General features: G+C 69.9%; 26 protein-coding genes. 16 read left to right on the top strand and 10 right to left on the bottom strand.

Annotated features, from left to right (window positions below):
- Positions 1–64 precede the first annotated feature (64 nt).
- Genes ASG49_RS13825 through ASG49_RS13815 form a run of 3 tightly spaced genes read right to left on the bottom strand, consistent with a single transcriptional unit; the run spans position 65 to position 2,730 of the window.
- Positions 65–1,225, bottom strand: coding sequence for an epoxide hydrolase family protein (locus ASG49_RS13825; RefSeq protein WP_200936326.1), 1,161 nt, complete (start codon positions 1,223–1,225; stop codon positions 65–67).
- Between the two features lie 30 nt (positions 1,226–1,255).
- Entirely contained in the window at positions 1,256–1,726 is a 471-nt protein-coding gene (locus ASG49_RS13820) for a hypothetical protein (protein ID WP_056542828.1), read from the bottom strand.
- Complete coding sequence (locus ASG49_RS13815) at positions 1,714–2,730, bottom strand: zinc-binding alcohol dehydrogenase family protein (protein WP_056542826.1); 1,017 nt, start codon at positions 2,728–2,730, stop codon at positions 1,714–1,716. The genes ASG49_RS13820 and ASG49_RS13815 overlap by 13 nt, the downstream gene beginning before the upstream one ends.
- A 98-nt stretch (positions 2,731–2,828) precedes the next feature.
- Between ASG49_RS13815 and ASG49_RS13810 the strand changes: the two genes are divergently transcribed.
- Together ASG49_RS13810 and ASG49_RS13805 are read left to right on the top strand one after the other, a co-directional pair.
- Positions 2,829–4,022 carry an MFS transporter gene (locus tag ASG49_RS13810; RefSeq protein WP_056542824.1) on the top strand — a complete coding sequence of 398 codons (1,194 nt, stop codon included), beginning with the start codon at positions 2,829–2,831 and terminating at the stop codon, positions 4,020–4,022.
- A gap of 246 nt (positions 4,023–4,268) precedes the next feature.
- The gene (locus ASG49_RS13805; protein ID WP_056542822.1) at positions 4,269–5,753 is read left to right on the top strand and encodes an MFS transporter; all 1,485 of its coding nucleotides are present in this window, start codon (positions 4,269–4,271) and stop codon (positions 5,751–5,753) included.
- A gap of 24 nt (positions 5,754–5,777) precedes the next feature.
- On the opposite strand, the gene ASG49_RS13800 is transcribed toward ASG49_RS13805, so the two are convergent.
- Both ASG49_RS13800 and ASG49_RS13795 read right to left on the bottom strand, forming a co-directional pair.
- Positions 5,778–6,005: a hypothetical protein gene (locus ASG49_RS13800; RefSeq protein WP_156384345.1), complete on the bottom strand. Its 228-nt coding sequence runs from the start codon at positions 6,003–6,005 to the stop codon at positions 5,778–5,780.
- A gap of 17 nt (positions 6,006–6,022) precedes the next feature.
- Complete coding sequence (locus ASG49_RS13795) at positions 6,023–6,292, bottom strand: hypothetical protein (protein ID WP_056542818.1); 270 nt, start codon at positions 6,290–6,292, stop codon at positions 6,023–6,025.
- 58 nt (positions 6,293–6,350) lie between these two features.
- Here ASG49_RS13795 and ASG49_RS13790 point away from each other — a divergent pair, with 58 nt between their 5' ends.
- Positions 6,351–6,911, top strand: a complete 561-nt coding sequence (locus ASG49_RS13790) for an isochorismatase family protein (protein WP_056542817.1) — start codon at positions 6,351–6,353, stop codon at positions 6,909–6,911.
- 47 nt (positions 6,912–6,958) lie between these two features.
- Here ASG49_RS13790 and ASG49_RS13785 read toward each other — a convergent pair whose 3' ends face one another.
- Entirely contained in the window at positions 6,959–7,705 is a 747-nt protein-coding gene (locus ASG49_RS13785) for a trimeric intracellular cation channel family protein (RefSeq protein ID WP_200936325.1), read from the bottom strand.
- Between the two features lie 108 nt (positions 7,706–7,813).
- Here ASG49_RS13785 and ASG49_RS13780 point away from each other — a divergent pair, with 108 nt between their 5' ends.
- The 7 genes from ASG49_RS13780 to ASG49_RS18680 all read left to right on the top strand — a co-directional run bounded on the left by ASG49_RS13780 (position 7,814) and on the right by ASG49_RS18680 (position 14,874).
- Positions 7,814–8,560 carry a dihydrofolate reductase family protein gene (locus tag ASG49_RS13780; protein WP_056542815.1) on the top strand — a complete coding sequence of 249 codons (747 nt, stop codon included), beginning with the start codon at positions 7,814–7,816 and terminating at the stop codon, positions 8,558–8,560.
- The gene (locus ASG49_RS13775; RefSeq protein WP_056542813.1) at positions 8,557–9,477 is read left to right on the top strand and encodes a dihydropteroate synthase; all 921 of its coding nucleotides are present in this window, start codon (positions 8,557–8,559) and stop codon (positions 9,475–9,477) included. Before ASG49_RS13780 ends, ASG49_RS13775 begins: the two co-directional genes overlap by 4 nt.
- 29 nt (positions 9,478–9,506) lie before the next feature.
- A complete protein-coding gene (locus ASG49_RS13770) occupies positions 9,507–9,686 on the top strand; it encodes a hypothetical protein (RefSeq protein ID WP_056542811.1) in 180 nt (59 codons plus the stop codon).
- Positions 9,687–9,770: 84 nt separating this feature from the next.
- Positions 9,771–11,105 (top strand): sugar ABC transporter substrate-binding protein, encoded by a 1,335-nt coding sequence (locus ASG49_RS13765; RefSeq protein WP_056542809.1) that lies wholly within the window; start codon positions 9,771–9,773, stop codon positions 11,103–11,105.
- Positions 11,102–12,049 (top strand): carbohydrate ABC transporter permease, encoded by a 948-nt coding sequence (locus ASG49_RS13760; RefSeq protein WP_082534132.1) that lies wholly within the window; start codon positions 11,102–11,104, stop codon positions 12,047–12,049. Before ASG49_RS13765 ends, ASG49_RS13760 begins: the two co-directional genes overlap by 4 nt.
- Positions 12,049–12,855 carry a carbohydrate ABC transporter permease gene (locus ASG49_RS13755; RefSeq protein ID WP_056542807.1) on the top strand — a complete coding sequence of 269 codons (807 nt, stop codon included), beginning with the start codon at positions 12,049–12,051 and terminating at the stop codon, positions 12,853–12,855. The genes ASG49_RS13760 and ASG49_RS13755 overlap by 1 nt, the downstream gene beginning before the upstream one ends.
- Positions 12,856–13,803: 948 nt before the next feature.
- A complete protein-coding gene (locus ASG49_RS18680; RefSeq protein WP_156384344.1) occupies positions 13,804–14,874 on the top strand; it encodes a hypothetical protein in 1,071 nt (356 codons plus the stop codon).
- A gap of 177 nt (positions 14,875–15,051) precedes the next feature.
- Here the strand turns inward: ASG49_RS18680 and ASG49_RS13745 are convergent, their stop codons facing one another.
- From ASG49_RS13745 to ASG49_RS18355, 3 genes are read right to left on the bottom strand one after another with little or no spacing between them, the layout of a single operon-like run.
- Positions 15,052–15,969: a hypothetical protein gene (locus ASG49_RS13745; RefSeq protein ID WP_056542802.1), complete on the bottom strand. Its 918-nt coding sequence runs from the start codon at positions 15,967–15,969 to the stop codon at positions 15,052–15,054.
- A complete protein-coding gene (locus ASG49_RS18675; RefSeq protein ID WP_156384343.1) occupies positions 15,966–17,081 on the bottom strand; it encodes a hypothetical protein in 1,116 nt (371 codons plus the stop codon). Before ASG49_RS18675 ends, ASG49_RS13745 begins: the two co-directional genes overlap by 4 nt.
- Before the next feature lie 36 nt (positions 17,082–17,117).
- A complete protein-coding gene (locus ASG49_RS18355; RefSeq protein ID WP_082534131.1) occupies positions 17,118–18,323 on the bottom strand; it encodes a DNA cytosine methyltransferase in 1,206 nt (401 codons plus the stop codon).
- A 677-nt stretch (positions 18,324–19,000) separates the two neighbouring features.
- Between ASG49_RS18355 and ASG49_RS13735 the strand changes: the two genes are divergently transcribed.
- Positions 19,001–19,297, top strand: coding sequence for a hypothetical protein (locus tag ASG49_RS13735; protein WP_056542796.1), 297 nt, complete (start codon positions 19,001–19,003; stop codon positions 19,295–19,297).
- A gap of 163 nt (positions 19,298–19,460) precedes the next feature.
- Here ASG49_RS13735 and ASG49_RS13730 read toward each other — a convergent pair whose 3' ends face one another.
- Positions 19,461–20,159 carry an NUDIX domain-containing protein gene (locus ASG49_RS13730; RefSeq protein WP_056542794.1) on the bottom strand — a complete coding sequence of 233 codons (699 nt, stop codon included), beginning with the start codon at positions 20,157–20,159 and terminating at the stop codon, positions 19,461–19,463.
- 91 nt (positions 20,160–20,250) lie between these two features.
- Here ASG49_RS13730 and ASG49_RS13725 point away from each other — a divergent pair, with 91 nt between their 5' ends.
- The 5 genes from ASG49_RS13725 to ASG49_RS13705 all read left to right on the top strand — a co-directional run bounded on the left by ASG49_RS13725 (position 20,251) and on the right by ASG49_RS13705 (position 24,040).
- Complete coding sequence (locus tag ASG49_RS13725; protein ID WP_056542792.1) at positions 20,251–21,258, top strand: SPFH domain-containing protein; 1,008 nt, start codon at positions 20,251–20,253, stop codon at positions 21,256–21,258.
- Positions 21,255–22,136: an NAD(+)/NADH kinase gene (locus ASG49_RS13720; protein ID WP_056542790.1), complete on the top strand. Its 882-nt coding sequence runs from the start codon at positions 21,255–21,257 to the stop codon at positions 22,134–22,136. Before ASG49_RS13725 ends, ASG49_RS13720 begins: the two co-directional genes overlap by 4 nt.
- Positions 22,137–22,223: 87 nt before the next feature.
- Positions 22,224–23,153 (top strand): nuclease-related domain-containing protein, encoded by a 930-nt coding sequence (locus ASG49_RS18670; RefSeq protein WP_156384341.1) that lies wholly within the window; start codon positions 22,224–22,226, stop codon positions 23,151–23,153.
- A gap of 57 nt (positions 23,154–23,210) precedes the next feature.
- Entirely contained in the window at positions 23,211–23,594 is a 384-nt protein-coding gene (locus tag ASG49_RS13710; RefSeq protein ID WP_056542788.1) for a VOC family protein, read from the top strand.
- On the top strand, positions 23,594–24,040 hold the full coding sequence (locus ASG49_RS13705) for a MarR family winged helix-turn-helix transcriptional regulator (RefSeq protein WP_056542786.1): 447 nt from the start codon (positions 23,594–23,596) through the stop codon (positions 24,038–24,040). Before ASG49_RS13710 ends, ASG49_RS13705 begins: the two co-directional genes overlap by 1 nt.
- Positions 24,041–24,044 lie beyond the last annotated feature (4 nt).

The following is a 24,044-nucleotide window of genomic DNA, read 5'->3' as shown; positions in this document are numbered from 1 at the left end:
GATCACGCAGAAGGCGTGAACTGTGGGTCGAGATGGCCGCCTCGCCGGTCGGGCCCGTCGAGACCTACCGCAGCCCCCGGAACATCGCCCGCACGTCCTCGACCAGCAGGTCGGGCTCCTCCAGCGCGGCGAAGTGGCCGCCGCGGTCCATCTCGGTCCACCGCACGATCCGGTCGTGCTCCTCGGCCAGCCGGCGGATCGGCCGGGCGATGTCGCGGGGGAACACCGCGACGCCGGTCGGGACCTCCGAGCGCACCACGCCCCGCCTGGCCGCCGCCGCCTCGAGGTAGAGCTGGGCCGACGAGCCGGCGGTCCGGGTGAACCAGTACGCCGACACGTCGGCCAGCACCCGGTCGCGGTCGACGGCGTCCTCGGGCAGCCCGGAGCCGGTCCCCGGGTCGGTCCACTCCCGGAACTTCTCCACGATCCACGCCAGCTGCCCGACCGGGGAGTCGGTCAGCGCGTAGGCCAACGTCTGCGGCCGGGTGGCCTGGATCTTGCGGTAGCCCGACCCGTCGGAGAGGTAGCGGTGCACCTCCGCGGCCCGCTCCCGCTCCTCGCCCTCGAGCGCGTCGAGGTCCTGCGGGCGCTGGATCAGCATGTTGAGGTGCACGCCGACGACGTGCTCGGGGTCGGCGATCCCGATCTCACGGGTGATCGTGGAGCCCCAGTCGCCGCCCTGCGCGGCGTACCGGTCGTAGCCCAGGCGCGCCATCAGCGTCGCGAACGCCCGCCCCACCCGCGCGGGGTCCCAGCCGGGCTCGGTCAGCGGCCCCGACCAGGTGTAGCCCGGGATCGACGGCGCCACCACGTGGAAGGCGTCCCGCGCGTCGCCGCCGTGGGCGACCGGGTCGGTCAGCGGCCCGACCACGTCGAGGAACTCTAGCACCGACCCCGGCCAGCCGTGCGTCATCACCAGCGGCAGCGCGTCCGGCTCGGGCGACCGCTCGTGCACCAGGTGGACGCGCGCCCCGTCGATGGTGGTGGTGAGCTGCGGGAGGGCGTTGAGCTGCGCCTCGTGGGTGCGCCAGTCGAACTCCTCGGACCAGTACGCCGCCAGCTCGCGCAGGTAGCCGACCGGCACCCCGCGGCTCCACTCCTGCCCGGCGACGGTCTCGCCCGGCGCGGGCGCGGGCCAGCGGGTGCGGCGTACGCGCTCCCGCAGGTCCTCCACCTCCGCCTCCGGCACCTCGACCGTGAACGGCACCAGCTCCTCGTCAGCCATGCCCCCCACCGTGCCCCGCGGGCGGTGGGTTCAGTCCACCTGCGGCCACCCGGCCCGCAGCGCGGCGAGCTGCTCACCCGTGACGTACGACGGGTTGCTGCCGGCCGGCATCCGCAGCACCTCGAGGTCGGCCAGCACCGGGTGGGCGAGCAGCTCGGCGCGCAGCACGGGCGGGGCGACGGGCGCCAGGTGGAGCGGCAGCACGGGACCGAGGTCGGGGTCGACGTGCACCGGCCCGGTGACCGTGCCCTGGCCGTGCAGGCCGGCCGGGTGGAGCGGGTCGCGGCCGCTGACCCAGTACAGGACGGGCTGGCCGGCGGCCACCAGCTCGGTGCGGTACGACGGCCGCACGCACCGGGTCCCCAGGCCGGCGAACCCGGTGCCCAGCAGCGTCGCGATCTCGTCGTGCCGTGGGTCGCCCTTGAGCAGCCAGGCGCCCAGCGACGCGACGGTGAGCCGACGCGTCCCGGGGCGGGCCCGACGCTCGGTCAGGCCGGCCACCCCGCGAGCACGACCTTGCCGACCGCCCGGCCGGACTCGATGAACTCGTGGGCCTCGCGGAGGGTGGCCGCGCTGATCACGCCCGGGTCGGTGACCGCGGTGGTGGTGCGCAGCACGCCCTCGTCGACCAGCCGCGCGACCTCGGCGAGCAGGGCTCCCTGCTCGCCCATGTCGTCGGTCTGGAAGGTCGAGCGGGTGAACATCGACTCCCACACCAGCGAGCCCGACTTGCCCTTGAGCGGCATCACGTCGAGGCCGCCGACCGGGTCGTCGATGACGCCGATCCGGCCCTGCGGCGCGAGCACCTCGACGAGCTGCTCGAGGTGCTCGTCGGTGTGCGTCAGCGCCGCGACCAGCTCGACGCCGTCGACGCCGAGCGCGCGCAGCTCCTCGGCCAGCGGCCGGCTGTGGTCCACGACGTCGTGGGCGCCGAGCGAGCGCACCCACTCCTGGGTCTCGGGACGGGACGCGGTGCCGACCACGCGCAGCTGCGTCTGGGTGGCCGCGAGCTGGACGAGCACGGAGCCGACGCCGCCGCCCGCCCCGACCACGAGCAGCGTCCGGCCCTCGCCACCGCCGCGCTCGACACCGAGCCGGTCGAAGAGCAGCTCCCACGCCGTGATCGCGGTCAGCGGCAGCGCGGCCGCCTCGGCGACCGAGAGGCTGCTCGGGCGACGCGAGACGATCCGCTCGTCGACGAGGTGGAGCTCGCTGTTGGCGCCGGGCCGCACGATGGAGCCGGCGTACCAGACCTCGTCGCCGACCGAGAACGACGTGACGTCGCTGCCGACCTCGCGCACGACGCCGGCGACGTCGTAGCCGAGCACCTTGACCTCCTCGCCCTCGTCGGGGCCCTGCCGCCGACGCACCTTGGTGTCGACCGGGTTGACCGAGGTGGCCTGCACCTCGACGAGCAGGTCGCGCCCCGACGGGCTGGGGTCGGGCAGCTCGACGTCCTCGAGCTGGCTGGCGTCTCCGACGGACCGGTAACCGATGGCGCGCACGGGGTCTCCTCTGGTGGTGGGTGGGGTCGTGAGGTCGCGTACCCAGGACGTCGCGAGCCGTGCGCCCGTCGGGCACCCCGGCGACGGATGCTGGAGGCATGACCTCCGGGCTGGCCCACCGCGACCTCGCCGCACGCGGCGCGGGGGCGGTGCGGGGCGCGCTGCTCGCGGCGTACTGCGCGCTCGTGGTGGTGACCCAGCTGCTGTGGCTGAGCTTCTCCCCGGTGATGGCCGAGGCGGCGACGGCGCTCGGGGTGGGGGCCGGTGCGGTCGGCGACCTCACCGTGGTCACGCCGCTGGTCTTCGTGGTGCTCGCGACCCCGGCGGGGCGCTGGCTCGACCGCGCCCTGGTCCCAGCGCTCACCGCCGGGGCGGCGGCCACCGCGCTGGGGGCGGTCGTGCGGGCCGTGGCCCCGGACTCCTACGGCGTGGTCCTCGCGGGACAGGTGCTGCTGTCGGTCGGCCAGCCGCTGGTGGTGGGGGCGACGACGGCGATGGCCGCGGCGTACGCCCCGGCGCGGCTGCGCACCGGGGTGGTCGCGGCCGCGAGCGCGTCGCAGTTCGTCGGCATCCTGGTCGCCGCGCTGGGCGTCGGTCCGCTCGTGGCGGGGGCGGGGTTCGGCGGCGCGCTGCGGGCGCAGGCCGTGGTGGCGGTCATCGTCGCGCTCGTGCTCGTCGGGCTGCTCCGGTCCCTGCCGTGGCCGGCCGCGGCGGAGATCCCCGCGGCTCGCGGCGGCCGGGTGTGGCGCGACCGCGCGGTGGCGGCGCTGGCGGTCGTGGTGCTGGTCGGGGTCGGCACCTTCAACGCCGTGGCGACCTGGCTCGACGCGCTCCTCGATCGGATGGGGCACCCGGGGGTGGCCGGGGGCGTGATCGCGCTGATGACGGCGGTCGGCCTGGTGGCCTCGGCCGTGGTGCCGGTGCTGGTGGCGCGGTGGGACCGCCGCCGGGAGTACCTCGCCCTGGCGGCCGCCGTCGTCGTGGTCGGACTCGGCCTGGCCGCGCTGACCGGGAGCGCCGGCACCCTGGCGGTCGCCCTCGTGGTCGTCGGCGCGGTGCTGCTGCCCGGCCTGCCCGTCGCGCTCGACTGGGCGCAGGAGCGGTGCGGCCCGTCGTACGCCGCCCGCACCACCAGCGCCCTGCTGCTCGCCGGCAACCTCGGCGGCGTGCTGCTGGTGCTCGCCGTCCAGCCCGCGCTCGGCCACCCCCGCGTCGCGCTCCTCGTCCTCGCCCTGCTCGCCCTCCCCGCGGTCCTCGCCGCCCTCACCCTCCCCGGCCGCCGCCCCCGCTGACCCCCCGCCCCACCGGTCCGCCCACCCCGAGATCTCGCAGACGCGCGGACACAAGTCCTGCCGACGCCTCCGAGAACCCGGACCGACCCGGACAGGTCGGGCACCGGGCGGAAACTTGTGTCCGCGCGTCCACGTACGTCGGGCCGCCGGGAACAAATCGCCGTTGGTTGACCTTGTGCAACTGTCGCAACGCCGCGGCCGCCTCAGCACGACCAGACGACCCGACGGAAGAGCACCCCCTTGTTCATGGCACGCACCGCCCGACGCCCGGCCCCTCGCAACGGCCGCCGCACCGACTACCGCGTCACCTTCGTGGTGCTGTGCGCGGGTGTCAGCTCCTTCTCGCTGCTGCAGTCGATGGTCACGCCCGTCCTGCCGACCATCGAGGCCGCGCTCGACACCGACCAGGCGACGGTGACGTGGGTGCTGACGGCGTACCTGCTCTCCGCCTCGGTCTTCACCCCGATCATCGGCCGCATCGGCGACAAGGTCGGCAAGGAGCGGATGCTCGTCGTCGCGCTGCTCGCGCTGGCCGTCGGCTCGCTGCTCGCCGCGGTCGCGCCGAGCGTGGGCGTGCTGATCGCCGCCCGCGCCATCCAGGGCGTCGGCGGCGGCGTGCTGCCGCTGACCTTCGGGATCATCCGCGACGAGTTCCCGCGCGACAAGGTCGCCGGGGCCGTCGGCACGTCGGCCGCGCTGCTCGCCGTCGGCGGCGGGTTCGGCCTCGTGCTGGCCGGGCCGATCGTGGAGGCGCTGAGCTACCACTGGCTGTTCTGGCTGCCCATGATCATGACCCTGCTGGCCGCCGCGGCCGCGCACCTGTTCGTGCCCGAGTCGCCCGAGCGCCAGCCCGGCCGCATCAACGTCACCAGCGCGCTGCTGATGTCGACCTGGCTGGTCACGCTGCTGCTCGCCGTCAGCCAGGGCAGCTCGTGGGGCTGGGGCTCGCCGATCACGGTCGGCCTGTTCGTCGCCACCGTGATCGTCCTGCCCACCTGGGTGTACGCCGAGGCGCACAGCGACTCGCCCCTCGTCGACATGACGATGATGCGCATCCCCACCGTCTGGACGGTCAACCTCGTCGCGCTGCTCTTCGGGATGGGGATGTACTCGATGTTCGCCTTCGTCCCGCAGTTCCTGCAGACCCCGGGCGAGCTCACCGGCTACGGCTTCGGCGCGAGCGTCACCCAGTCGGGCCTGATGCTGCTGCCGCAGACCATGGCGACCTTCCTGGTCGGCCTGTGGTCGGGCCGCCTCGCCGCCCGGTTCGGCTCCAAGGCCGTCCTGGTCGCCGGCGCCACCATCACCTCGATGGGCATGCTCGGCATCGTGCTGTTCCACGACCACGTGTGGCAGCTCGTCGCCGAGTCGACCGTCCTGGGCCTCGGCTTCGGACTGGCCTTCGCGGCGCTGTCCAACCTGATCGTCGACGCCGTCCCGCAGTCGCAGACCGGTGTCGCCAGCGGCATGAACGCCAACATCCGCACCGTCGGCGGTGCCCTCGGCAGCGCCGTCCTGGCCAGCGTCGTCACGGCCGGCGCCCGGCCCGACGGGCTGCCCGTCGAGGCCGGCTACACCCACGGCTTCTCGGTGCTGGTCGTCACCTCGGCCCTCGCCGCGCTCGTCGCGGTGTTCGTCCCGGTGGTGCGCGTCGCCACGCGCACGACCGCCGACGCCGACCTCGACGAGGCGGTCCCGGCGGCCGACCCCGTGCCGGTCGCCGCGCGCTGAGTCCCGGCGGCCGGGCGGCGTACGTCAGGCGACCGCGCCGACCACCAGCAGGGCGAGGAGCAGCAGCGGCAGCGTGAGCGCCGAGGCGACCAGGCCGGTGCCGAGGTGGCGGGCCCGACCGGGCAGGAGCACCAGCAGGACGCCCACGAGCGGCGCCGAGCCGACGAGCACCCAGGCGAGCGGCTCCTGCACCCCGAGGGCGTACGGCGCCGACGCGGCCACCACCCCGAGCCCGGCGCCCAGAGGGCTCATCGGCCCGTGGAACGCGCTCACGCGAGCAGCACCCACAGGCTCGGCACGGAGCAGGCGAGCCCGCCCGCCACGAGGCCCAATCCGAGGCTCGGCGCGCGAAGGCGGGTGAGCGCCGCGCCGACCACGGCGATCCCCAGCGCGAGACCGAGCGCCGTCGCGTAGCCGCCGGCCTCGCGGTCGGTCAGCGTGGTCGTGCTGCCGAGCAGCCCGAAGCCCAGGAACCACACCACCGGCACCGCCGGCACGACCCAGGTCGCGAGCGCCCACGAGACGCGAGGGGAGTCCACGCGGACACCCCACCACGAGCGGACCCGTCCTGTCCGCAGCCCGTCCTACGGTGGCCCCATGACCACGCTGGCCGACCGCCCCGCCACCGCCCTGCTCGTCGTCGACGTCCAGCAGGACGTCGTCGAGGGGGCCCAGGACCGCGACGCCGTCGTCGCCAACATCGCCGGGCTCGTCGACCGCGCCCGCGCCGAGGACGTGCCCGTCGTGTTCGTCGCCCACGCCGACGAGGGGATGCCGCGCGACAGCGAGCCGTGGCAGTACGTCCCCGAGGTGCAGCGCCGCGACGCCGAGCCGCTCGTGCACAAGAGCTGGGGCGACTCCTTCGAGGACACCGACCTCGAGGACGTCCTGGCCGCGCGCGGGGTGGGCCGACTCGTGGTCACCGGCGCCGCGAGCGACGCCTGCATCCGCTCGACCCTCCACGGCGCCCTCGCGCGGGGGTACGACGTGACGCTGGTCGCCGACGCCCACACCACCCAGGACACCACCGGGTGGGGCAACATCGCGCCGGCCGACATCATCACCTTCACCAACCTCTACTGGGCCCACACCGGGGCGCCGGGCCGCACCACCGCCGTGGTGCCGACCACCGAGGTCGCCTTCCACGCCGAGTCGTAAGCCTGACGACGCGCCAGGGCGCGTGCTGAGGCACACGACCCGGGCGATCAGGGTTGCTCGTGAGGATCCTTCGGGTGGCGGCGGTCCCGGAGCCGGCGCACGGGCCGGGCCCGGTCGGCCAGCCGCCGGTAGCGCGTGCGGGCGGCCACCGTCCGCGACCAGGCGTCCGCGTCGGGCAGCATCCAGCCGCGCCGGCGGGCGAGCAGCACCAGTCCCGCGCCGACGGCCAGGGCGACCAGCGAGCCCGCCACCGGGTAGCCGAGCGCGGTGGCGGCGACCTGCGTCCCGGCCGCGGCGATCGCGGAGGTGGCGTACAGCGTGCCGCCGCCCAGGATCCCCGGCACGCGCCGGAGCACCACGTCGCGGACCACCCCGCCACCGGTCGCGGTGATGGTGCCGAGCAGGATCGCGGGCAGCCAGCCGAGGCCGACGTCGAGCGTCTTCTGCGCGCCCACCGAGGCCCAGCAGCCGAGCGCCACCGCGTCGACGACCGGCCAGGTGCCGTCCCAGGCGCGGCCCTCGACGCGCACGACGTAGGCGATGGCGGCGCCGGCCAGCGCCGTCAGGAGGTACGTCGGGTCGGTCAGCGCCACCGGGGGGCCGGCCTGGAGCAGGGTGTCGCGGATCAGCCCGCCACCCAGCCCGGTCAGCGTCGCCAGCACCACGAACCCGATCGGGTCGAGCCGCTCGCGCCGGGCGATCACCCCGCCGAGCACGGCGTTGGCCAGGACGCCGGTGAGGTCGAGCACGCGGAAGATCTCGCTGACCGCCTGGTCGTCCACGCTCACGTCCACGGGACGTGCCTACCAACTCGCCGGCCGCACCGCCACCGGGGCACGGGGACGGTCGACGACCCCGGTCACCCGCCGGGGTGTAGCCACTGCCGACCTATGTTGTGCGGCGTGGAGATCATCTGGGGCCCCGAGCGCGGCCCGGTGGCCGTCGACGACCTGCCGCGGCACTACCCGTGGCCCGAGCGCGACGGGGCGGCGTACGTCCGGGCGATGATGGTCTGCACCCTCGACGGTGCCGCCGCCGGCGCCGACGGGCTGAGCGGCTCGATCTCGGGTGACGCCGACGGCGAGGTGTTCGTCGCCGTACGCCGCTTCGCCGACGCCGTGCTCGTCGGCGGCGGGACGCTGAAGTCCGAGGAGTACGGCCCGTTGCACGCCACCGACGAGGACGCCGCCGCCCGCCAGGCTGCCGGGCAGGCCCCCGCCCCCGTGATCGCCGTCGTGTCCGGCTCGCTCGACCTGCCGCTCGGCGAGGACGGCTTCACCGGCTCCACGCAGCGCCCGCTGGTGTTCACCACCGCCGACCCCGACCCCGAGCGGCTGGCCGCGGTGCGGGAGCGCTGCGAGGTGGTGCAGGCCGACGGCGACAGCGTCGAGGTGTCGTGGGTGATCGACCGACTGGTCGAGCGCGGACTGTGGCGGATCGTCTGCGAGGGCGGGCCCACGCTGCTGCGCGACGCCGCCGACCAGGGTCGTCTCGACGAGGCCGACCTGACGTTCTCGCCGATGCTCGTCGGCACCTCCTCGACGCCCGACACCGAGCTGCTCGGCGATCCGCGCTCCTTCGCGCTGACCCAGGTGATCGCGGCCGAGGAGTTCCTGATGGCCCGCTACACCCGCCGGGACGACGCGTGATCAGCCTCCGCGCCCTGGCCGCGCTGGTCGAGGAGCACGGCGACGAGCTCGACCACCCCGTCGCGCCGTTCCTCGTGGGCGACCGCAGCCTCGACACGGACACCACCCCCGCCCTGATGGGGATCGTCAACCTGTCGCACGACTCGTGGTACCGCGAGAGCGTCGCCACCTCCCACGCCCACGCCGTACGCCGCGGCCGGACCCTCGCCGCCCAGGGCGCCGACTTCATCGACGTCGGCGCGGAGTCCAGCGACGCCGCGACCGAGCGCGTCACCGCCCAGCGGCAGACCGACCAGCTGGTCCCGGTGATCGAGGAGCTCGCCGCCGCGGGCGTCGCGACCAGCGTCGAGAGCTACCACCCCACCACCGTCGAGGCGTGCCTCAAGGCCGGCGCGGCCGTGGTCAACCTCAGCGGGTCGGCCGACGACGAGGAGATGTTCGGCCTCGCCGCGGCGTACGGCGCCTCGGTGGTGCTGTGCCACATCGTCGGCAGCCACGCCCGCGACCTCGCCGACCCCGCGCGGGCCGTCGACGCCGACCCGTTCCCCGCGATGCTCGAGCAGTTCGAGCGCCGCTTGGCCCACGCGCACGAGCTCGGGGTGCACAGCGTGGCCGTCGACCCCGGCATCGGCTTCGGCTTCTCCTGGCTGCCCGACCCGGTCGATCGGGCGCGCTACCAGGCGGCGGTGCTGCTGCAGACGTTCCGGCTGCGCCGTCTGGGCGCGCCGGTGTGCCACGCGCTGCCGAGCGCGATCGACCTGTTCGGCGAGGAGGTCCGCACCGCCGAGGGGTTCTTCGCGGTGCTCGCCTCGCTCGGCCAGACCGGCATCTACCGCACCCACGAGGTGCCGCGCGTCAAGGTCGTGCTCGACGCCGTGCGCGGGCTCCCGACGGAGCCGCCGACTCCGGAGCGCTGAGGTCGTGGGGCGGGGGTAGCGTCCGGGGGATGAGCGACGACCAGCCCCGCCCCGACCCCGCCGGACCGCCGGTCCGCACCTCCGACGACCGGGCGGAGCGCTCGGCCGTGCCGGACGGCGTCGAGCGTCCCGAGGACCGCGCCGAGGCAGTGGACGACGACCACGCCGAGGCCAACGAGCCCACCGGTGGGGACGACATCGGCGCCTGACCGTCCGCGGGCCAGTGACGTGAGTGTCGGGGGCCCGCCACCGTCGACGGGCCCGAACGCCGGGGCCAGGGGTACTTCCACCCCGTGCCACCACCCCCGTCCCTCAGCCGTCGCGCCCTGTTCGGCAGCGCGCTCGGGCTCGGTGCGTTCGGCCTCTCGGGCTGCGCCGGCCTGACCGAGCGCGTCTCCTCCACCAGCCGCGGCAGTCGCGACACGCTCACCTTCCAGACCTACGGCACCGACGTCGAGGGCAAGATCTACGACGTCCTGGCCCGCCGGTTCGAGGAGCAGCACCGCGGCGTCACCGTCGACGTGACCGTGGTGCCGTTCGCCGAGGCCTCGACCGGCATCGACGCCGGGCTGGTCTCGGGCACCGCGCCCGACATCTTCCGCGTGGACTACCCGACGATGGGGGTCTACGCCAGCACCGGCCAGCTGCTCGACCTCGAGGACTCCCTCGACGAGCTCGCCGGTGACTCCTCGAAGGCGTTCATGGACGCCGTCACCGACCGCGGCCGCGTCTTCGGCATCCCGCAGCACGTCGACACCAGCGCGCTGGTCTACCGGCCCGACGTGCTACGCGACGCCGGCATCACGTCCGTGCCCGACCGGCCCGAGGACGCGTGGAGCTGGGAGGAGTTCGCGGATGTCGCCGCCACGCTCCGTGACGCGGCGCCGGCCGGCAGCTCGGCGTTCGCGGTCAACTGGCAGGCGCTCGGCGCCTTCCGGTGGCTCAACTTCCTGTTCCAGGCCGGCGGTCACGTGTACGACGAGGACCGCACCCGCTCGCTGCTGACCTCCGACGCCGCCGCCCGCGCGCTGGACTTCACCAAGTCCTTCTTCGACGAGGGCCTGGTGCCGCAGACCAGCTCGACCAAGGCGGCGACGTACCCCGACGCGCTGTTCACCTCGGGCAGCCTGGCGATGCTGTACGCCGGCAACTTCCTGCTGCCGAGCTTCGCGGACACCATCAAGGACCGCTTCGAGTACGCCGTGACCTACCTGCCGCGCGACCGGCGCCGGGCCAGCGAGCTCGGCGGCAACGCGCTCGTCGCGACCAAGGGCGCCACCAACCCCGAGCTGGCCTCGGAGTTCCTGACCTTCATGGCGGCGCCCGCGCAGATGAAGGACTTCTGCGAGGCCTCGGTGCTGCTGCCGACCCGCGACTCGCTGCTCAGCCGAGAGCTCGACTTCGCCGTCGCGGCCGACCTGATGCCGGTGTACGCCGACCAGGTGACCACCATCGAGCCCCGCGACGTCGCCGACGTCACGACCGCCACCTTCGCCGAGGTCAACCTGTCGCTGGCCAACGAGCTGGAGACCTGCTTCCTCTCGGGACGCAATACCGCCGACACGCTGCAGGCGCTGGCCGAACAGGTCGACGAGTCGGCGTACCTCAACCGTCAGGACGTCTCATGACGATCGAGAAGACGGCCCTCGCACCGGGCCAGGAGGCGCCGAGGCAGGACGCCACGCCGACCGGCAAGGCGCCCAGGTCCCGGCTGCGCGACAACCGGGCGGCGTACGCCCTGCTGGGGCCCAACCTGCTGCTGATCGGGCTGTTCCTGCTCGTCCCGCTGGTGTGGTCGCTGCTGATGTCGTTCCAGGCGAAGCGGTCGTTCGGTCCGGGCGAGTGGTCGGGCCTGACCAACCTCTCCCGGCTGCTGAGCGACGACGTGTTCTGGCGGGCGCTGCTCAACACCGCGATCTTCACCGTCGCCACGGTGCCGCTCAGCGTCGGGCTCGGCCTGGGCCTGGCGATGCTGATGGACAAGGCGCTGCCCGGGCGCGGGGTGTTCCGCACGATCGTCTACCTGCCGATAGCGGTCAGCTCGCTGGTGGTGTCGCTGGTCGGGCTGCTGTTGTTCGACGAGTCGGTCGGCATCGTCAACGGCGTGCTGCGGGACCTCGGCGTCGGGCCGGTGTCGTGGCAGAGCAACGGCGCGCTGGCGATGCTGTCGGTGGTCGTGATGACGCTGTGGACGCGGGTCGGCTTCGGGATGCTCGTCTACCTCGCGGCGCTGCAGGACGTCGACAAGGAGGTCCTCGAGGCGGCCACGATGGACGGCGCCGGCGGGTTCAACCGGGTGCGCCACGTGATCGTGCCGTGGCTGCGGCCCACGACGTTCTTCCTGGTCGTGATCAACATGATCTGGTCGTTCCAGGTCTTCGACGTCGTCTACGTGATGACCAACGGCGGGCCCGGCTACTCCACGACGATGCTGGTCACCTACGCCTACGACGAGGGCTTCGGGCCGTCGCGCAACTTCGGGTACGGCGCCACCGTCGGCCTCGTGCTGCTCGTCATCACCCTGGCCATCACCGCCGTGCAGCTGCGGGTCAACCGCCGTCAGGAGGCGTGATGAGCCGCCCGCTCCGCTTCGCCGTCTGCCTGCTCGTCTCGGCGGTGTTCGTGCTGCCGCTGTTCGCGATGGTGGTGGTCGCCTTCACCCCCCGCGAGCTGGTCTTCGACGGCGGCGCCAGCCTCTGGCCCTCGCGCTTCACGACAGCGAACTTCTCGAACCTCTTCGCCAGCTTCCCGGTCTGGCGGTGGTTCTCCAACGCGATGATCGTCGCCACGCTCACCACGGCGCTGTCGGTCGCGGTCAACCTGGCGGCCGGGTTCGCGCTGGCGAAGCTGCAGTTCGCCGGCCGCACGTTCGTGCTGGTCGTGGTGCTGAGCACGCTGATGGTGCCGGCGCAGGCCGTGATGATCCCGCAGTTCGAGCTGGTCGCCCGGATGGGCCTGATCGGCCTGTTCTGGGCGGTGATCCTGCCCTCGGCGTCGACGGCGCTGGGGGTGTTCCTGGCGCGGCAGTTCTTCGTGTCGGTGCCCGACGAGCTGCTCGACGCCGCCCGGCTCGACGGTTGTGGCACGGTCGCGACGCTGCGGTACGTCGTACTCCCGATGGCGAAGCCTCTGATCGCCGTCATGGTGCTGCTGGCCTTCATGACCCAGTGGAACGACTTCCTCTGGCCGCTGATCACGCTTCGCGACCCCGACCTCTACACACTCCCCGTCGCGCTGCGGTTCCTGCAGGGCCAGTTCGACGCCGACTACGGCGGGCTCATGGCGATGGCGCTGCTGTCGTGCGTGCCGCTGCTCGTGGTGTTCGTGGCGCTGCAGCGGTTCTTTGTTGATGGGTTCTCGCGGTCGGGGATTAGGTAATGGCCCGAACATCCACGTCGCACCCCACCTTGTGCACGCCAGACACTTCCCCTTTCGATGTGGCGCGGCAGACGCTTGGCAATACCCCACGTGAAGTTGCGTGCCTGCACGCAGCGTCCGTCGTGCTGTTGTGGACCTACGGGCCAACGTCACGGACGACTCAAACGGTCAGCGGCATCTGCTTAGCTTTGGTCTTATGAGCTCAACATTCATGGGAGAGGGCCGGTATGAATGAGCGGACTCTTGCGTCGATCATCGAAGGCTTACCCGCCAACCTAGCGGTCTGGCACGACGGGCCGGCGGCCTTACCTAGGCTTATGGCGATGGTGGTCCTCGAGCGGCTCAAAGATTCAGACCGCTTACGAGCATCCATACGCGCCGCAGAGGGCGAACGGCTGAATCAGCGCCTCCAGACCGACCACGTGGACCGGTGGCGGCACGCCGCCAGTGCACTAGTCAAATGGAGCGCCGATTACGGGATGTTGTCGGAGACGCCGATTCCCCCCTATGTCCAGCCTGCGACTCCCCGAAACAAGTCAGCGGCGCGACGGGCGCGGCGGCGTCCCACGCGACCGGAGCAGGTGACAATGCGCGACTATTCTGACGCCGTTCGTCTGGCCAGCAACTGGTGGGAATTGAACCCCATCTCGGTTGGCCTGCGCGCAGGCGACATGGTTGTCGAATCAACTCAGGGTCGACATTCACGCTTGTCCAACAAACGTCGGCCCGAGATAGAGGTTCTTGACTTACGTCTGGCCCAGGTCACTGCTCTTCGACCCCGCGTGACAAGAACTGACAGGTTGGTCCCTCCCGCGCCGGGATTCGGGGTAGACCCGGTCGACAAGCTAACGAGAATGGCTACAGGGGTTTGCTCAGCCTCCTGTGGCCCCGCTGCAGACCGCTAGAGGCGGAACGGGTATGGGCCCCAGGCACCCCAATGCCGGGCGCGTGGTGAACACGATTCCCTTGTCCCTCCTTGATGAGGCTTGGGGAGAAGTCGTCGACGAACTTGAGTTTCAGGACACCACCGTTCCGCCTGGCACGGACCTAGGTGGATTGTCCCTGGACGCGGCCCGAACGTGTTACGCCTACCTGATATGTCAACTTCGAATTAATTTCGTCGCTGGCGTGCTGCTCGGAACGCCCGAGCTCTTCTTGTGGGCCATCCGGCCCCACAATCTAGTCGGCGCATTGAGTCGTCGGGTCACTCAGAAGGAAGCCGAGGCGTTTGTTGCTCTTTTCACTTACAGTTCGGACCGCAGCGCGATCGCATCGCCGTTACTCGAGCATGACGATCAACTCTTAATCCCGCAAGAACTGGTCTCGCCTATTGCCGTTGAGAGGACACTCTTGCGCGCAGCGACCGCCAACCCGGCAGCATCCGGGAATCTTGGGAACGTGCTTGGCGACCGCGCGACGCGTTGGGAGCGACGACTTTCTTCTATACCGGGATGCGAAGTCATTACAGAAGTTCCCATTCGTGACAGGCAACGCCGCAAGGCAGGTGACCTCGATGTTGTCGCGCTTGATCGTCGAAGCAAGCGAATGCTCATCGTGGAGGCAAAATGGCCGGTAGATGCGGCGACCCTCGCCGAGAGCTACAAAGTTGATGCCACCTTCGATAAAGGCAAGGGCCAAATCCGACGCATACGCAGCAGGTTAGAGAGCGGCGAGATTCTAGTGGACTGGCCGCCCGGCTGGCATTCCCCCACCCGCCAGACGACTGTGGACTGGTGGGTCGCCTCGGCTCAGCAACTCGACAGCCGACCCGACGCCGGCGGCGACGACATCACAACAACTAGCTTGCGTCTGGTGGAGTCGCTTTTGCCGGCAGATGATCTCGATGCGCTGATCGATAGAGTTACGAACTTCCCTCTTCCGCATGAAGGAAGAGACTTCAGGATGCACTCCCGGCGGGTAGATGTTGGGACCCGCGTCCTCACGTACGATTCGATCGAAATATTGGCCGACCTCCCGTTGCCACGAGAGGGCCGCCTGATCAACACGGGCTGGACATAGTTGATCTCGATTTTCTCGTGGTCCATCGCCTGCCTTTACAAACGGTTAGCCGGTCTCTTCTGACCGCAACATGCCGCCCGGCTTGGCAAGCTATTCGCCGCCTAATCTGGCCGCGCGTCGCACTGATTGACGAGTAGACAATGCCTACGAAAGCCTTCGTTCAACGGCGCACACCTTTCAGGAAGCTGAGGCAAGCACTGCATCAATTATGGGGGCAACCGATCCGACAACCGTGTCGAGCACAAGCACTAACCGCAGCCGATCGATCACCAGCCCTTCGTCCTGCTTTTGTAGCATGTGAAAGAAGCCGCTGTCGACGTGATGCGGTACGGCAAGAAAACGTAAGGGAGGCAAGAGCTCCTGCAGGTAGTCTTTCCACAGTGCGGGCTTCGGTTCGTTGAGTTTGCCCGACCACGTGCTTGTCTGTCCGCACGTCACCTGGCCAATGAATACCCAGTGCCCCGCCCTCCGGTCCGCCCAGACGTGGCCGGCTAAAGTGTCAACCCCGCCGTCTTTTGCACGGACTCGTCGGGGTACCGGGTTGGGGGAAGCGGTTAGGCCGACACGAGCCGCGCCGGCGCGCAGATTGTCCACGAACGATGTCCCGTTGCGGTCGGCAGTGCCCAGGCCAGCGGACGGCATCCTAGTTTGCAACGCCGCCTCAACTAGGGCCTCGAGTGCTGCTTCAGGCTTCACCGCCCCGCAGTCGACGTCCCAAGCGTGGGCGATCGTGATGGCAAGCATCGCGATGTAGGGGCTGGCCGCAAGTTCGAAACCGTCCTTGACGCGCAGTTGGCCGAATGCAATCCTAAAAGGGTATCGATCCCCCAGTACCTCGCGGCGCTCGTCGAGCAGCGAGAAAGTCTGTTCTGCTAGAGAATCTGGATTTTCGTCCTCGGGGTGACCAGTGATGATCTGGCGCGTCGGTTTGGACGTCCAGCCCATGTTCGATATCAGGTCAACCAGGTCGGCGACGGCCATTCCGTGCCCTTTGATGGCCCGAAATTCGATGAGGTCGGCGAGGGCGCCGGTTCGTCCGTCTTTGCCGTAGACGTCAATACGAGGATCAATGAGTGGGCTGGAGGTTCCGGTCATCTCTCAAGGTCACCGACGTCTGCAAAGTTCGTCCTAATCAGGCTATCGAGATTTCGAGCTTCACGCAATATTGCCTGGGTCAGCGTGAGTGAGTTCTCAGTGATCGAAATCCCTTCCAGCACTTCGCCGGTCGCTACCTTGAGCGACTCACTGAGCCGCGTTAAGCGGTTGTCGAAGTCCGAACCGTTTGCGATCTCGATCGCCAAGTCTAGGCGGTTATATCGTCGCAGTACCTCCATCGCCGCCGCGTCACCAAGGACGTCGGAATAGCCGGTCACGTCGCGGCTGTCGTTCAGGAGTGGACGCAGACGACCGTCTTGTGGCGTTAGATCTCGAAGAACGGACTCCATTTTGTCCCGTTTGATCGTGCTCGTGCTGGCGACCACTGAGTCATAATCCTGTTTTATTGGTGCCAAGCCAATAAAGTCCGCCGCGTTCGCCGTTCCTAGCAGGCGAGTCCAGACGCCGAATCGCTTACTCAGTACTGCCGAAGCCAGTGAGCGGAGGTCCAGCTCGTCCCGGGCAAATCGCAACGTGTTGTACGCGTGGTAGGCGTTTCGCACCCCTAGTGCGTTACTACCGACCTTACGTCCGACGGTGTAGAACGGATTCTGGTCGCCCGAGTCGTGCTCTTTCTCCACTTCACCGTATTGATATCGCGCTTTTGCCTCGGGAGCCCAGGTCTTTGGCCCGTTGATGTGTCGAAAGCCAAGGTACGACGACAGTTCGTCTCGGTCACGAAGTTCGACCGCCGGTACAGATCGGAGGCTGTTAAGAACCTCTTCAGCAAGCGGGGGGTCGGTGACGTGCGCAGGAAGATCGGCGGCAACCGCCGTTTTGTCGCGCAACAAGTACTTGAGTGCACCAAGTCGCCTGTTGCCTTCTACGACGATCCGTTTGCCGTTGCCATCAGGCGGTAAAACGAGCAGCTGCTCGTTCGGGAAGAACCCGTTGCTGACGTAACTGTCGACAAGTTCCACTAGGACGTCGTGCTCAAAGAGATATGCCAGGATGACTGCTTGTTGCGCTCCTTGGAGATCCTCAGGCAGCCGAGGATTCTTTGGATCGAGAAGTAGTGACCCCACTTCGATCTTATCTCTTAAGGTCTCCACGAGAACCGCCTCTTCATGCTCGCCTTCGGCCTTTGATCAAACATCGACACTCCTGCCGTGGCCTGCGGGCCCTTCGCCTTTGCCGGGATGCGCTTCCTTGGGTCCGACCTTGGGTCGCCAGGCATTAGGCAGCTCAGCGGGAGGTGTTGGCTTGGGAGGCGCGCCTCGACGCGGAACGGCCAGCCGCGGCCGAAGATCGTCGACGGACAGCATTTGTCCCCCGTCCGCGATGACGGATCGAATGTACAACCCCATCGATTCAGCAAGGGGGGGTGGCGTCGCGTTGCCGACGAGGCGTACTCCGTCACGCTTGTTCCCGGCGAGCTGCCATCCCGCCGGAAAGCCCTGCAGGGCAAGCCGCTCCTCGATTGCCAGCGGACGGTTCTCCCAGTGGAAGGGGCCCGTCGAGGGCCCCGGGCTCGCCGGAAGGGTCCAAGCTGGAGCATCTCGACGCAACTTCAAGAGGAAGGACCAGTAGCGGGTGCGGTAACCAAACAGCTCCACATCCCTCCCGCCACCTCTAGCTGTCAGGTGCTGATAGTTTCCGCCCTCGGGGATGCACGCCAGCAACTCCGCGTAGCGCCCCTCCGCCTCCGGCACCACAGTCGGTGTCAGGCCACCAAGCGCGTCCCAGGCCGTCAGATGTTCATCGCTATACGGTGCCGGCGGTTTGGGTAGCAATACGTCGTGTGGCAAATCCCGGAAAGCTACAGCAATTACGCGTCGCCGATTTTGGGGTACGCCATAATCAGCGGCGTTCAAAACCCAGTGGTGTAGGCGATACTTTGTTTTATGCTTGAAGTTGATGTCTCGAAGCCGGTGTCCGATCGCCGCTTCGGCAGAATTTTGTCCGCGAAGAAAACCTGCAACGTTCTCAATCAGGATGGCTTGCGGGAGCATGCGCTCGGTAAGGTCGAGCAGTCCATGGATTGTTTGCCCTCGGTCGTCATTCATGCCCGTCTTTGGCCGGTTCCATTGCGCGGCCATGCTGAAGGACTGGCACGGAGGCCCTCCAGCGATCAACGTCAGCTCCCCCGGCGCAATTCCCAGGTGTGAAGGAGTTAGCGACTTTCCGGCCTCGACAACATCGGTGATGTCAAGAACTGGCCATACGTCATTTGCGCGGTTCTTATGCACGGTGTCACGCGCAACCTGGTCGAGTTCGATGCAGCCTGCAGACTCGAATCCGGCGCTTTCGAGGCCGAGGTCCATGCCGCCGGCGCCGCTGAAGCACGACAACACAAGACCCACTACACACGTCCCTCATGGCAGTCCCCAGCGACAACGGTGGGACCCAGAGTAATGCGCAACTTAGCCCGCTGGACACGCCCCCGGCTAGCTGCGGCGTGCCGACCGTGGAGTACACGCCTCGGGCTCGGCCCGCCGAGGCGCCAGCGTCGTCTGTGGACGAGGTTCACGCTCGTCCGCCTAGGGCGGTCGCACCTAGCCTGAGCCTCGTCGAGTCTCCGCAACGCAACCGGGCCGCCTGAACTGTAGACGCGCGTCTGATTGTGATGCCGGTCTTCTAGTGGGGCGTTGGGCCGGTCTGCCCCTCGAAGTGGACTGCCCGTACCCGCTCGGACTGGCAACTTGGAATGACAGGTGAGTGGCCGCATCAGATGGCACCTGTCCGTGCAGCAGGCACTTTGGGACAGCGATCTGACAAGCTGCGACCTATGTATCCAAACTGGAGGTACTTTCCCGCAAACGCCGCACCCCCAGCGTGGGTCGAATCGGTGGTAGGAGTTTTTGCTTCCGTCGAAGCGACGATCTCGACGGAAAATTCGAGGACGGGTCTTAGCAGCGACGCTGTACTGGCCGTGCTTTCGCCGGGGCTTATAAAGCTAGGATTCCAGGTTGAGGACGGCAAAGGCCATGTTGGGCGAGTTCGGCGCCCGGTCCTTTTCGGAGAACGTGGGGTGCCCACGCTGACCTACGAAGTCGACGCCGCCCACTCGGGGTACGGCGTCGTTGTTGAGGTGGAGGCCGGCAGAGGGGCGCGAGGCAATGCTGAGTATCGAGATCTCGTGCGGACCAGCCTGATCCTCGACGCCGCGTTCCTTGTGCTAGCCCAACCCCTCGCCTACCGTTTCAAATCCGGCGCTCGACAAGGCACCGAGCATGCCTACCTAAGCACTGTAAGCCTGCTTGAGGCGGTGTATGCCAGCCGGCGTCTGAAGTTGCCTTTCGACGGAGTGCTTCTCGTTGGATATTAGGTACCTCTGACGTTGGGCGCGGCGCGGCGATGTTTGAGACCACCGCCGGTTGTGGAACCCACGACGTGTGCCTTCTGCCGAGTGCGAGATGGTCGTCAAGTTCCAGGGGATGGTCTGAGCGCCTTAACGATAGTTCGGTGGGGTGTCGATGCGAACGCGCGTTCTAGCTGTGAGGTGCCGGTCGGTTCATCGGGGGAAGAAGCGCGATGGCCTCCCCCCGCCGAAACAGCTCCGCCGGCCGCCCACCCTGCCGGTTCGTCCGCTCGCCGGTAGCCACGAGAAACCCCGGCGTCGCCGTCGCCTTCCGATGGAAGTTGCGCGGGTCGAGCGATACGCCCCAGACGACCTCGTAGACCCGCCGCAGCTCGCCGATCGTGAACTCCGGCGGGCAGAAGGCGGTGGCGAGGGGGGAGTACTCCAGCTTGGCGCGGGCGCGCTCGAGACCGTCGCGCAGGACCTCGTCGTGGTCGAAGGCGAGGGGCCCGACCGATGACACCGGCACCCACGAGGCCGCCGCTGCGTCGGTGCCGGCCTGCGGCGTCGGGAGGTCGGGGGCGAGCGCCAGGTGGGCGACGCTGACGACGCGCATCCGGGGGTCGCGGGCGGGGGCGCCGTACGTGCGGAGCTGCTCGAGGTGGACGTCCGTGGCGGTCAGCCCGGTCTCCTCGGCGAGCTCGCGCAGCGCGGCGGTCTCCAGGTCCTCGTCCGGCAGGACGAACCCGCCGGGGAGGGCGCGCCGGCCGGCGTACGGCTCCTCGCCCCGCTCCACCGTCAACACGCACAGCTCGTCGTCTCGGATGGTCAGGACGACGAGGTCGACGGTGACGGCGAAGGGCTCGAAGGCGCTCGGGTCGTAGGCCATGGTGTGACCCTACCGACTAATCGTCGAGTTGACGAGAACGGATCAGGAGGCTTATCGTCATTACGACGAAAACAATCCACCGGAGGTCACCATGGCTGACATCGCCCGCTACCCGTTGGTCCGCCACCTGCGCGGCAACGCCACCACCCACGTCGCCCACGTGCGCAACGGGAGGACCGTCCACGCCGGGGTCGGGGCGGCCTTCTGGTACCGCCCGCTCAGCGCGGTCCTCACCGAGGTGCCGGTCGACGACCGCGACCTGGCGCTGCTGCTGCACGCCCGCACCGCCGACTTCCAGGACGTGAGCGTGCAGGCCACGGTCACCTTCCGTGTCGTCGATCCGACGGTCGCCGCGGGCCGCATCGACTTCTCGATCGACCCCGAGCACGGCCGCTGGAGGGGTACGCCGCTCGACCAGGTCGCGGGGCTGCTCACCGAGAGCGCCCAGCAGCACGCCGTCGACCTCATCGCCGGGGCCGAGCTGACCACCGTGCTGGCCGGCGGGGTGCGGCCGATCCGCGCCGCGATCGCGGAGGGCCTGGCCGCCGACGGCCGCCTCAGCGAGACCGGCATCGCCGTCATCGGGGTCCGCGTCGTCGCGGTCCGGCCCGAGCCGGAGGTCGAGAAGGCGCTGCGCACCCCGACGCGAGAGCAGGTGCAGCAGGACGCCGACCGGGCGACGTACGAGCGGCGCGCGATGGCCGTCGAGCGCGAGCGTGCGATCGGGCAGAACGAGCTGCAGACCCAGATCGAGCTCGCCCGGCGCGAGGAGGAGCTGGTCAGCCAGCGCGGCGCCAACGCCCGCCGTCAGGCCGAGGAGGCCGCGGCGGCCGGCGAGATCGCCACCGACGCCGAGGCGCGGCGTACCGAACGACTGGCGGTCGCGAAGGCCGAGGCGACTCGCTCGGCCGGTGTGGCCGAGGGCGAGGCGGAGGCGGCGCGGGTCGCGGCGTACGCCGATCTCAGCGAGGCCGTGCTGCTCGGCCTGGCCGTCAAGGAGCTGGCCGGCAACCTGCCCCGCATCGAGAGCCTGGTGCTGACGCCTGACCTGCTCGCGCCGGTCCTCGCCAAGCTGGGTGCCGCGAAGGAGGCGTCGTGACCGGCCTCGCCCCGCGGGTGGTCGTGGTGCACCGGCGTACCGAGCTCGCCGAGCTCCTCGCCCGCCACGGCACCCGCGGGCAGGCGGCGTTCTTCCTCTCCACCCGCGGCCGCGACCTCGACGAGCTGGACGCCCGCGACGAGGCGCAGCGATCGGCGCTGGCCGAGGTGGGCGCGGCGATCCCGCTCGACTGGCGCCGGGGGAGCGTCGAACGGGGCGACCTCGACCGGTTCCTGTTCGAGCCGGACGACCTGGTGGTCGTGGTGGGGCAGGACGGGCTGGTGGCCAACGTCGCGAAGTACCTCAGCGGCCAGCCGGTCATCGGCATCGACCCCGAGCCTGGCCGCAACCCCGGCGTGCTGGTGCGACACCGGTCCTCGGCGACCGCCGCGCTGCTCCACGGGAAGGGGCGGATCGAGCCGCGCACCATGGTCGAGGCGCGCACCGACGACGGGCAGGTGCTGGTCGCGCTCAACGAGGTGTACGTCGGCCACCCCAGCCACCAGACCGCGCGCTACACGCTGACCGCGCCCGGGGGAGCGCCCGAGCGGCAGGCGTCGTCGGGGCTGCTTGTGGCGACGGGCACGGGTGCGACCGGCTGGTGCCGGTCGGCCTGGCTCGAGCGCCGTTCACAGCTCGCCCTGCCGGCGCCGACCGAGGCGCGGCTGGCGTGGTTCGTCCGGGAGGCCTGGCCCTCGCCGGCGACGGGGGTCTCGTCGACCGAGGGCGTCGTCCTCTCCGAGCCTCTGGTGGTCACCGTCGAGACCGACGGCCTGGTGGCCTTCGGTGACGGGATGGAGGCCGACCACCTCACGCTGCGGTGGGGCCAGCAGGTCACCGTTGGGGTGGCGGAGCGGGTGCTGCGGTTGGTGGTGTGAGTCCGCCAGTTTGACCAGAACGGCCCCGCGCAGTCCCGCTCGTCGGCATCCTGTGGGTGTCCGATTTGAGCATGTTGGGGGAACGTCATGACTGCCGAAGCCGAGCTGGGGGCCGATGCCCTGCGTGACGGACCCGCCCAGGTCGTGCGCTGGAAGCGGTTCGGGCACGACCGCCTGTACGTCAAGGGAGCCGACGAGCTCGACCTCGGCTACTGGGACCTGAAGACCGACGAGCCGCACCCCGCGAGTCCCGAGTGGCTCTCCACCGTCGCCGACGCTGCCGCGACCTGGAAGCTGACCGGGCCGACCCCGAGGGTGTCGCCGCCTGCAGCTGTAGCGCCGCCGCCTCCCGCCATCATCCCCGAGGCACCCGCACCTGTCGTACCCGAGCGTCCGTGGGTGGACCTCGCCACCAACCAGCCGGCCGAGGGCATCCGGGAGATCGCCGTCGCGGCGCACCAGGCCGCGCCGGTGAAGAGCGTCCTGGCTCGGGTGCTCGGGGTGCACACCGAGGAGCGTGGGTGGCGCATCGGGGCCGACGGCGAGGAGAAGGTGGCGGCCAAGCTGGCAAAGGTGGCCGCCCGGGACCCTCGCTGGCGCTTCCTGCACTCGATCCCGGTGGGCACACGTGGCTCCGACATCGACCACCTGGCCGTCGGTCCGGGCGGCGTCTTCACCATCAACACCAAGCACCACCCCGGGGCCAAGATCTGGGTGGGTGGCAACACCTTCCTCGTCGACGGTCACAAGCAGCCCTGCGTGCGCAACGCCCGGTTCGAGGCCTCACGAGCCGCGGAGCTGCTGAGCGAGTGCGTCGGGTTCGCGGTGCCGGTGGGCGGCTTGCTGGTCACGGTCAACGCGGGCGACTTCGTCGTCAAGGCGCAGCCGACCGGCGTCCACGTCGTGCTCCGCATGCAGGTCGCGAAGTGGCTGCTGCGCCTGGGTCCCACGTTGGATGAGGAGCAGGTCGACGCCATCTACGACGTGGCGCGAAGGTCGACGACCTGGCGTCGTTGATGTGAACGCGGTTGTCAATGTGTTGACACTGACTCGGACCAGTGTCAGTGTTGTGACATGACGACGACCAGCAACCCCACCATCGAAGGCCCCAGCTTCCTCGCCCTCCAGGTCCGCGACGTCGAGGCGTCCGCGGCTTTCTACGAGTCCCGCTGCGGGCTATCGCGTGTAAGAGCCTCACCGCCCGGCGCCGTCGTGTTCGCGACGAACCCCATCCCGTTCGCGGTGCGCGAGCCGCTGCCCGGGGTCGACCTCGACCAGATCAGCCCGCGACCCGGTGCCGGGGTAGCCCTGTGGCTGAAGGCCGACGACGCGCAGGCGCTGCACGACCGGCTGGAAGGGGGCGGCGTACCGATCGCGGTCGAGCCGTTCGACGGCCCGTTCGGTCGGACGTTCGGCTTCCTCGACCCCGACGGCTACTTGATCACGGTGCACGACTGATGGCAGTCCGCTACCAGGTGTCCTTCGAGATCGGTCAGCTGGTCAAGGAGACGCAGTCGGTGCTGCGCGGCCGCATGGACGAGGCGCTGCGGCCGCTCGGGTTGACCATGCCGCAGTACGTCTGCCTCGCCACCCTGCTCGAGCACCCCGGCGCCACGAGCTCCGAGCTCGCCCGGCGCGGCTACGTCACCCGGCAGACGCTGAGCGTGCTGATGAAGGGGCTCGTCGAGCGCGGCCTGGTGGTCCGGTCCGAGCACCCCGGCCCGCGGCGCGAGCTCGCGGTGCAGCTGACCGAGGAGGCGCATGCGCTGGTCGGTGAGGCGCACGGAAGGGTCGCGGGCGTCGCGACCGCGATGACGGCCTACCTCGAACCCGCGCAGGCCGAGCAGCTGCGGGACGCGCTCGTCTCGTGCCGGGATGCGTTGCTCGTGGGTGAGGTCGAGTAGCCCG

This window comes from Marmoricola sp. Leaf446 (assembly GCF_001424755.1).
GTDB lineage: Bacteria > Actinomycetota > Actinomycetes > Propionibacteriales > Nocardioidaceae > Marmoricola.
This window is presented reverse-complemented; position numbering and strand designations above follow the sequence as displayed.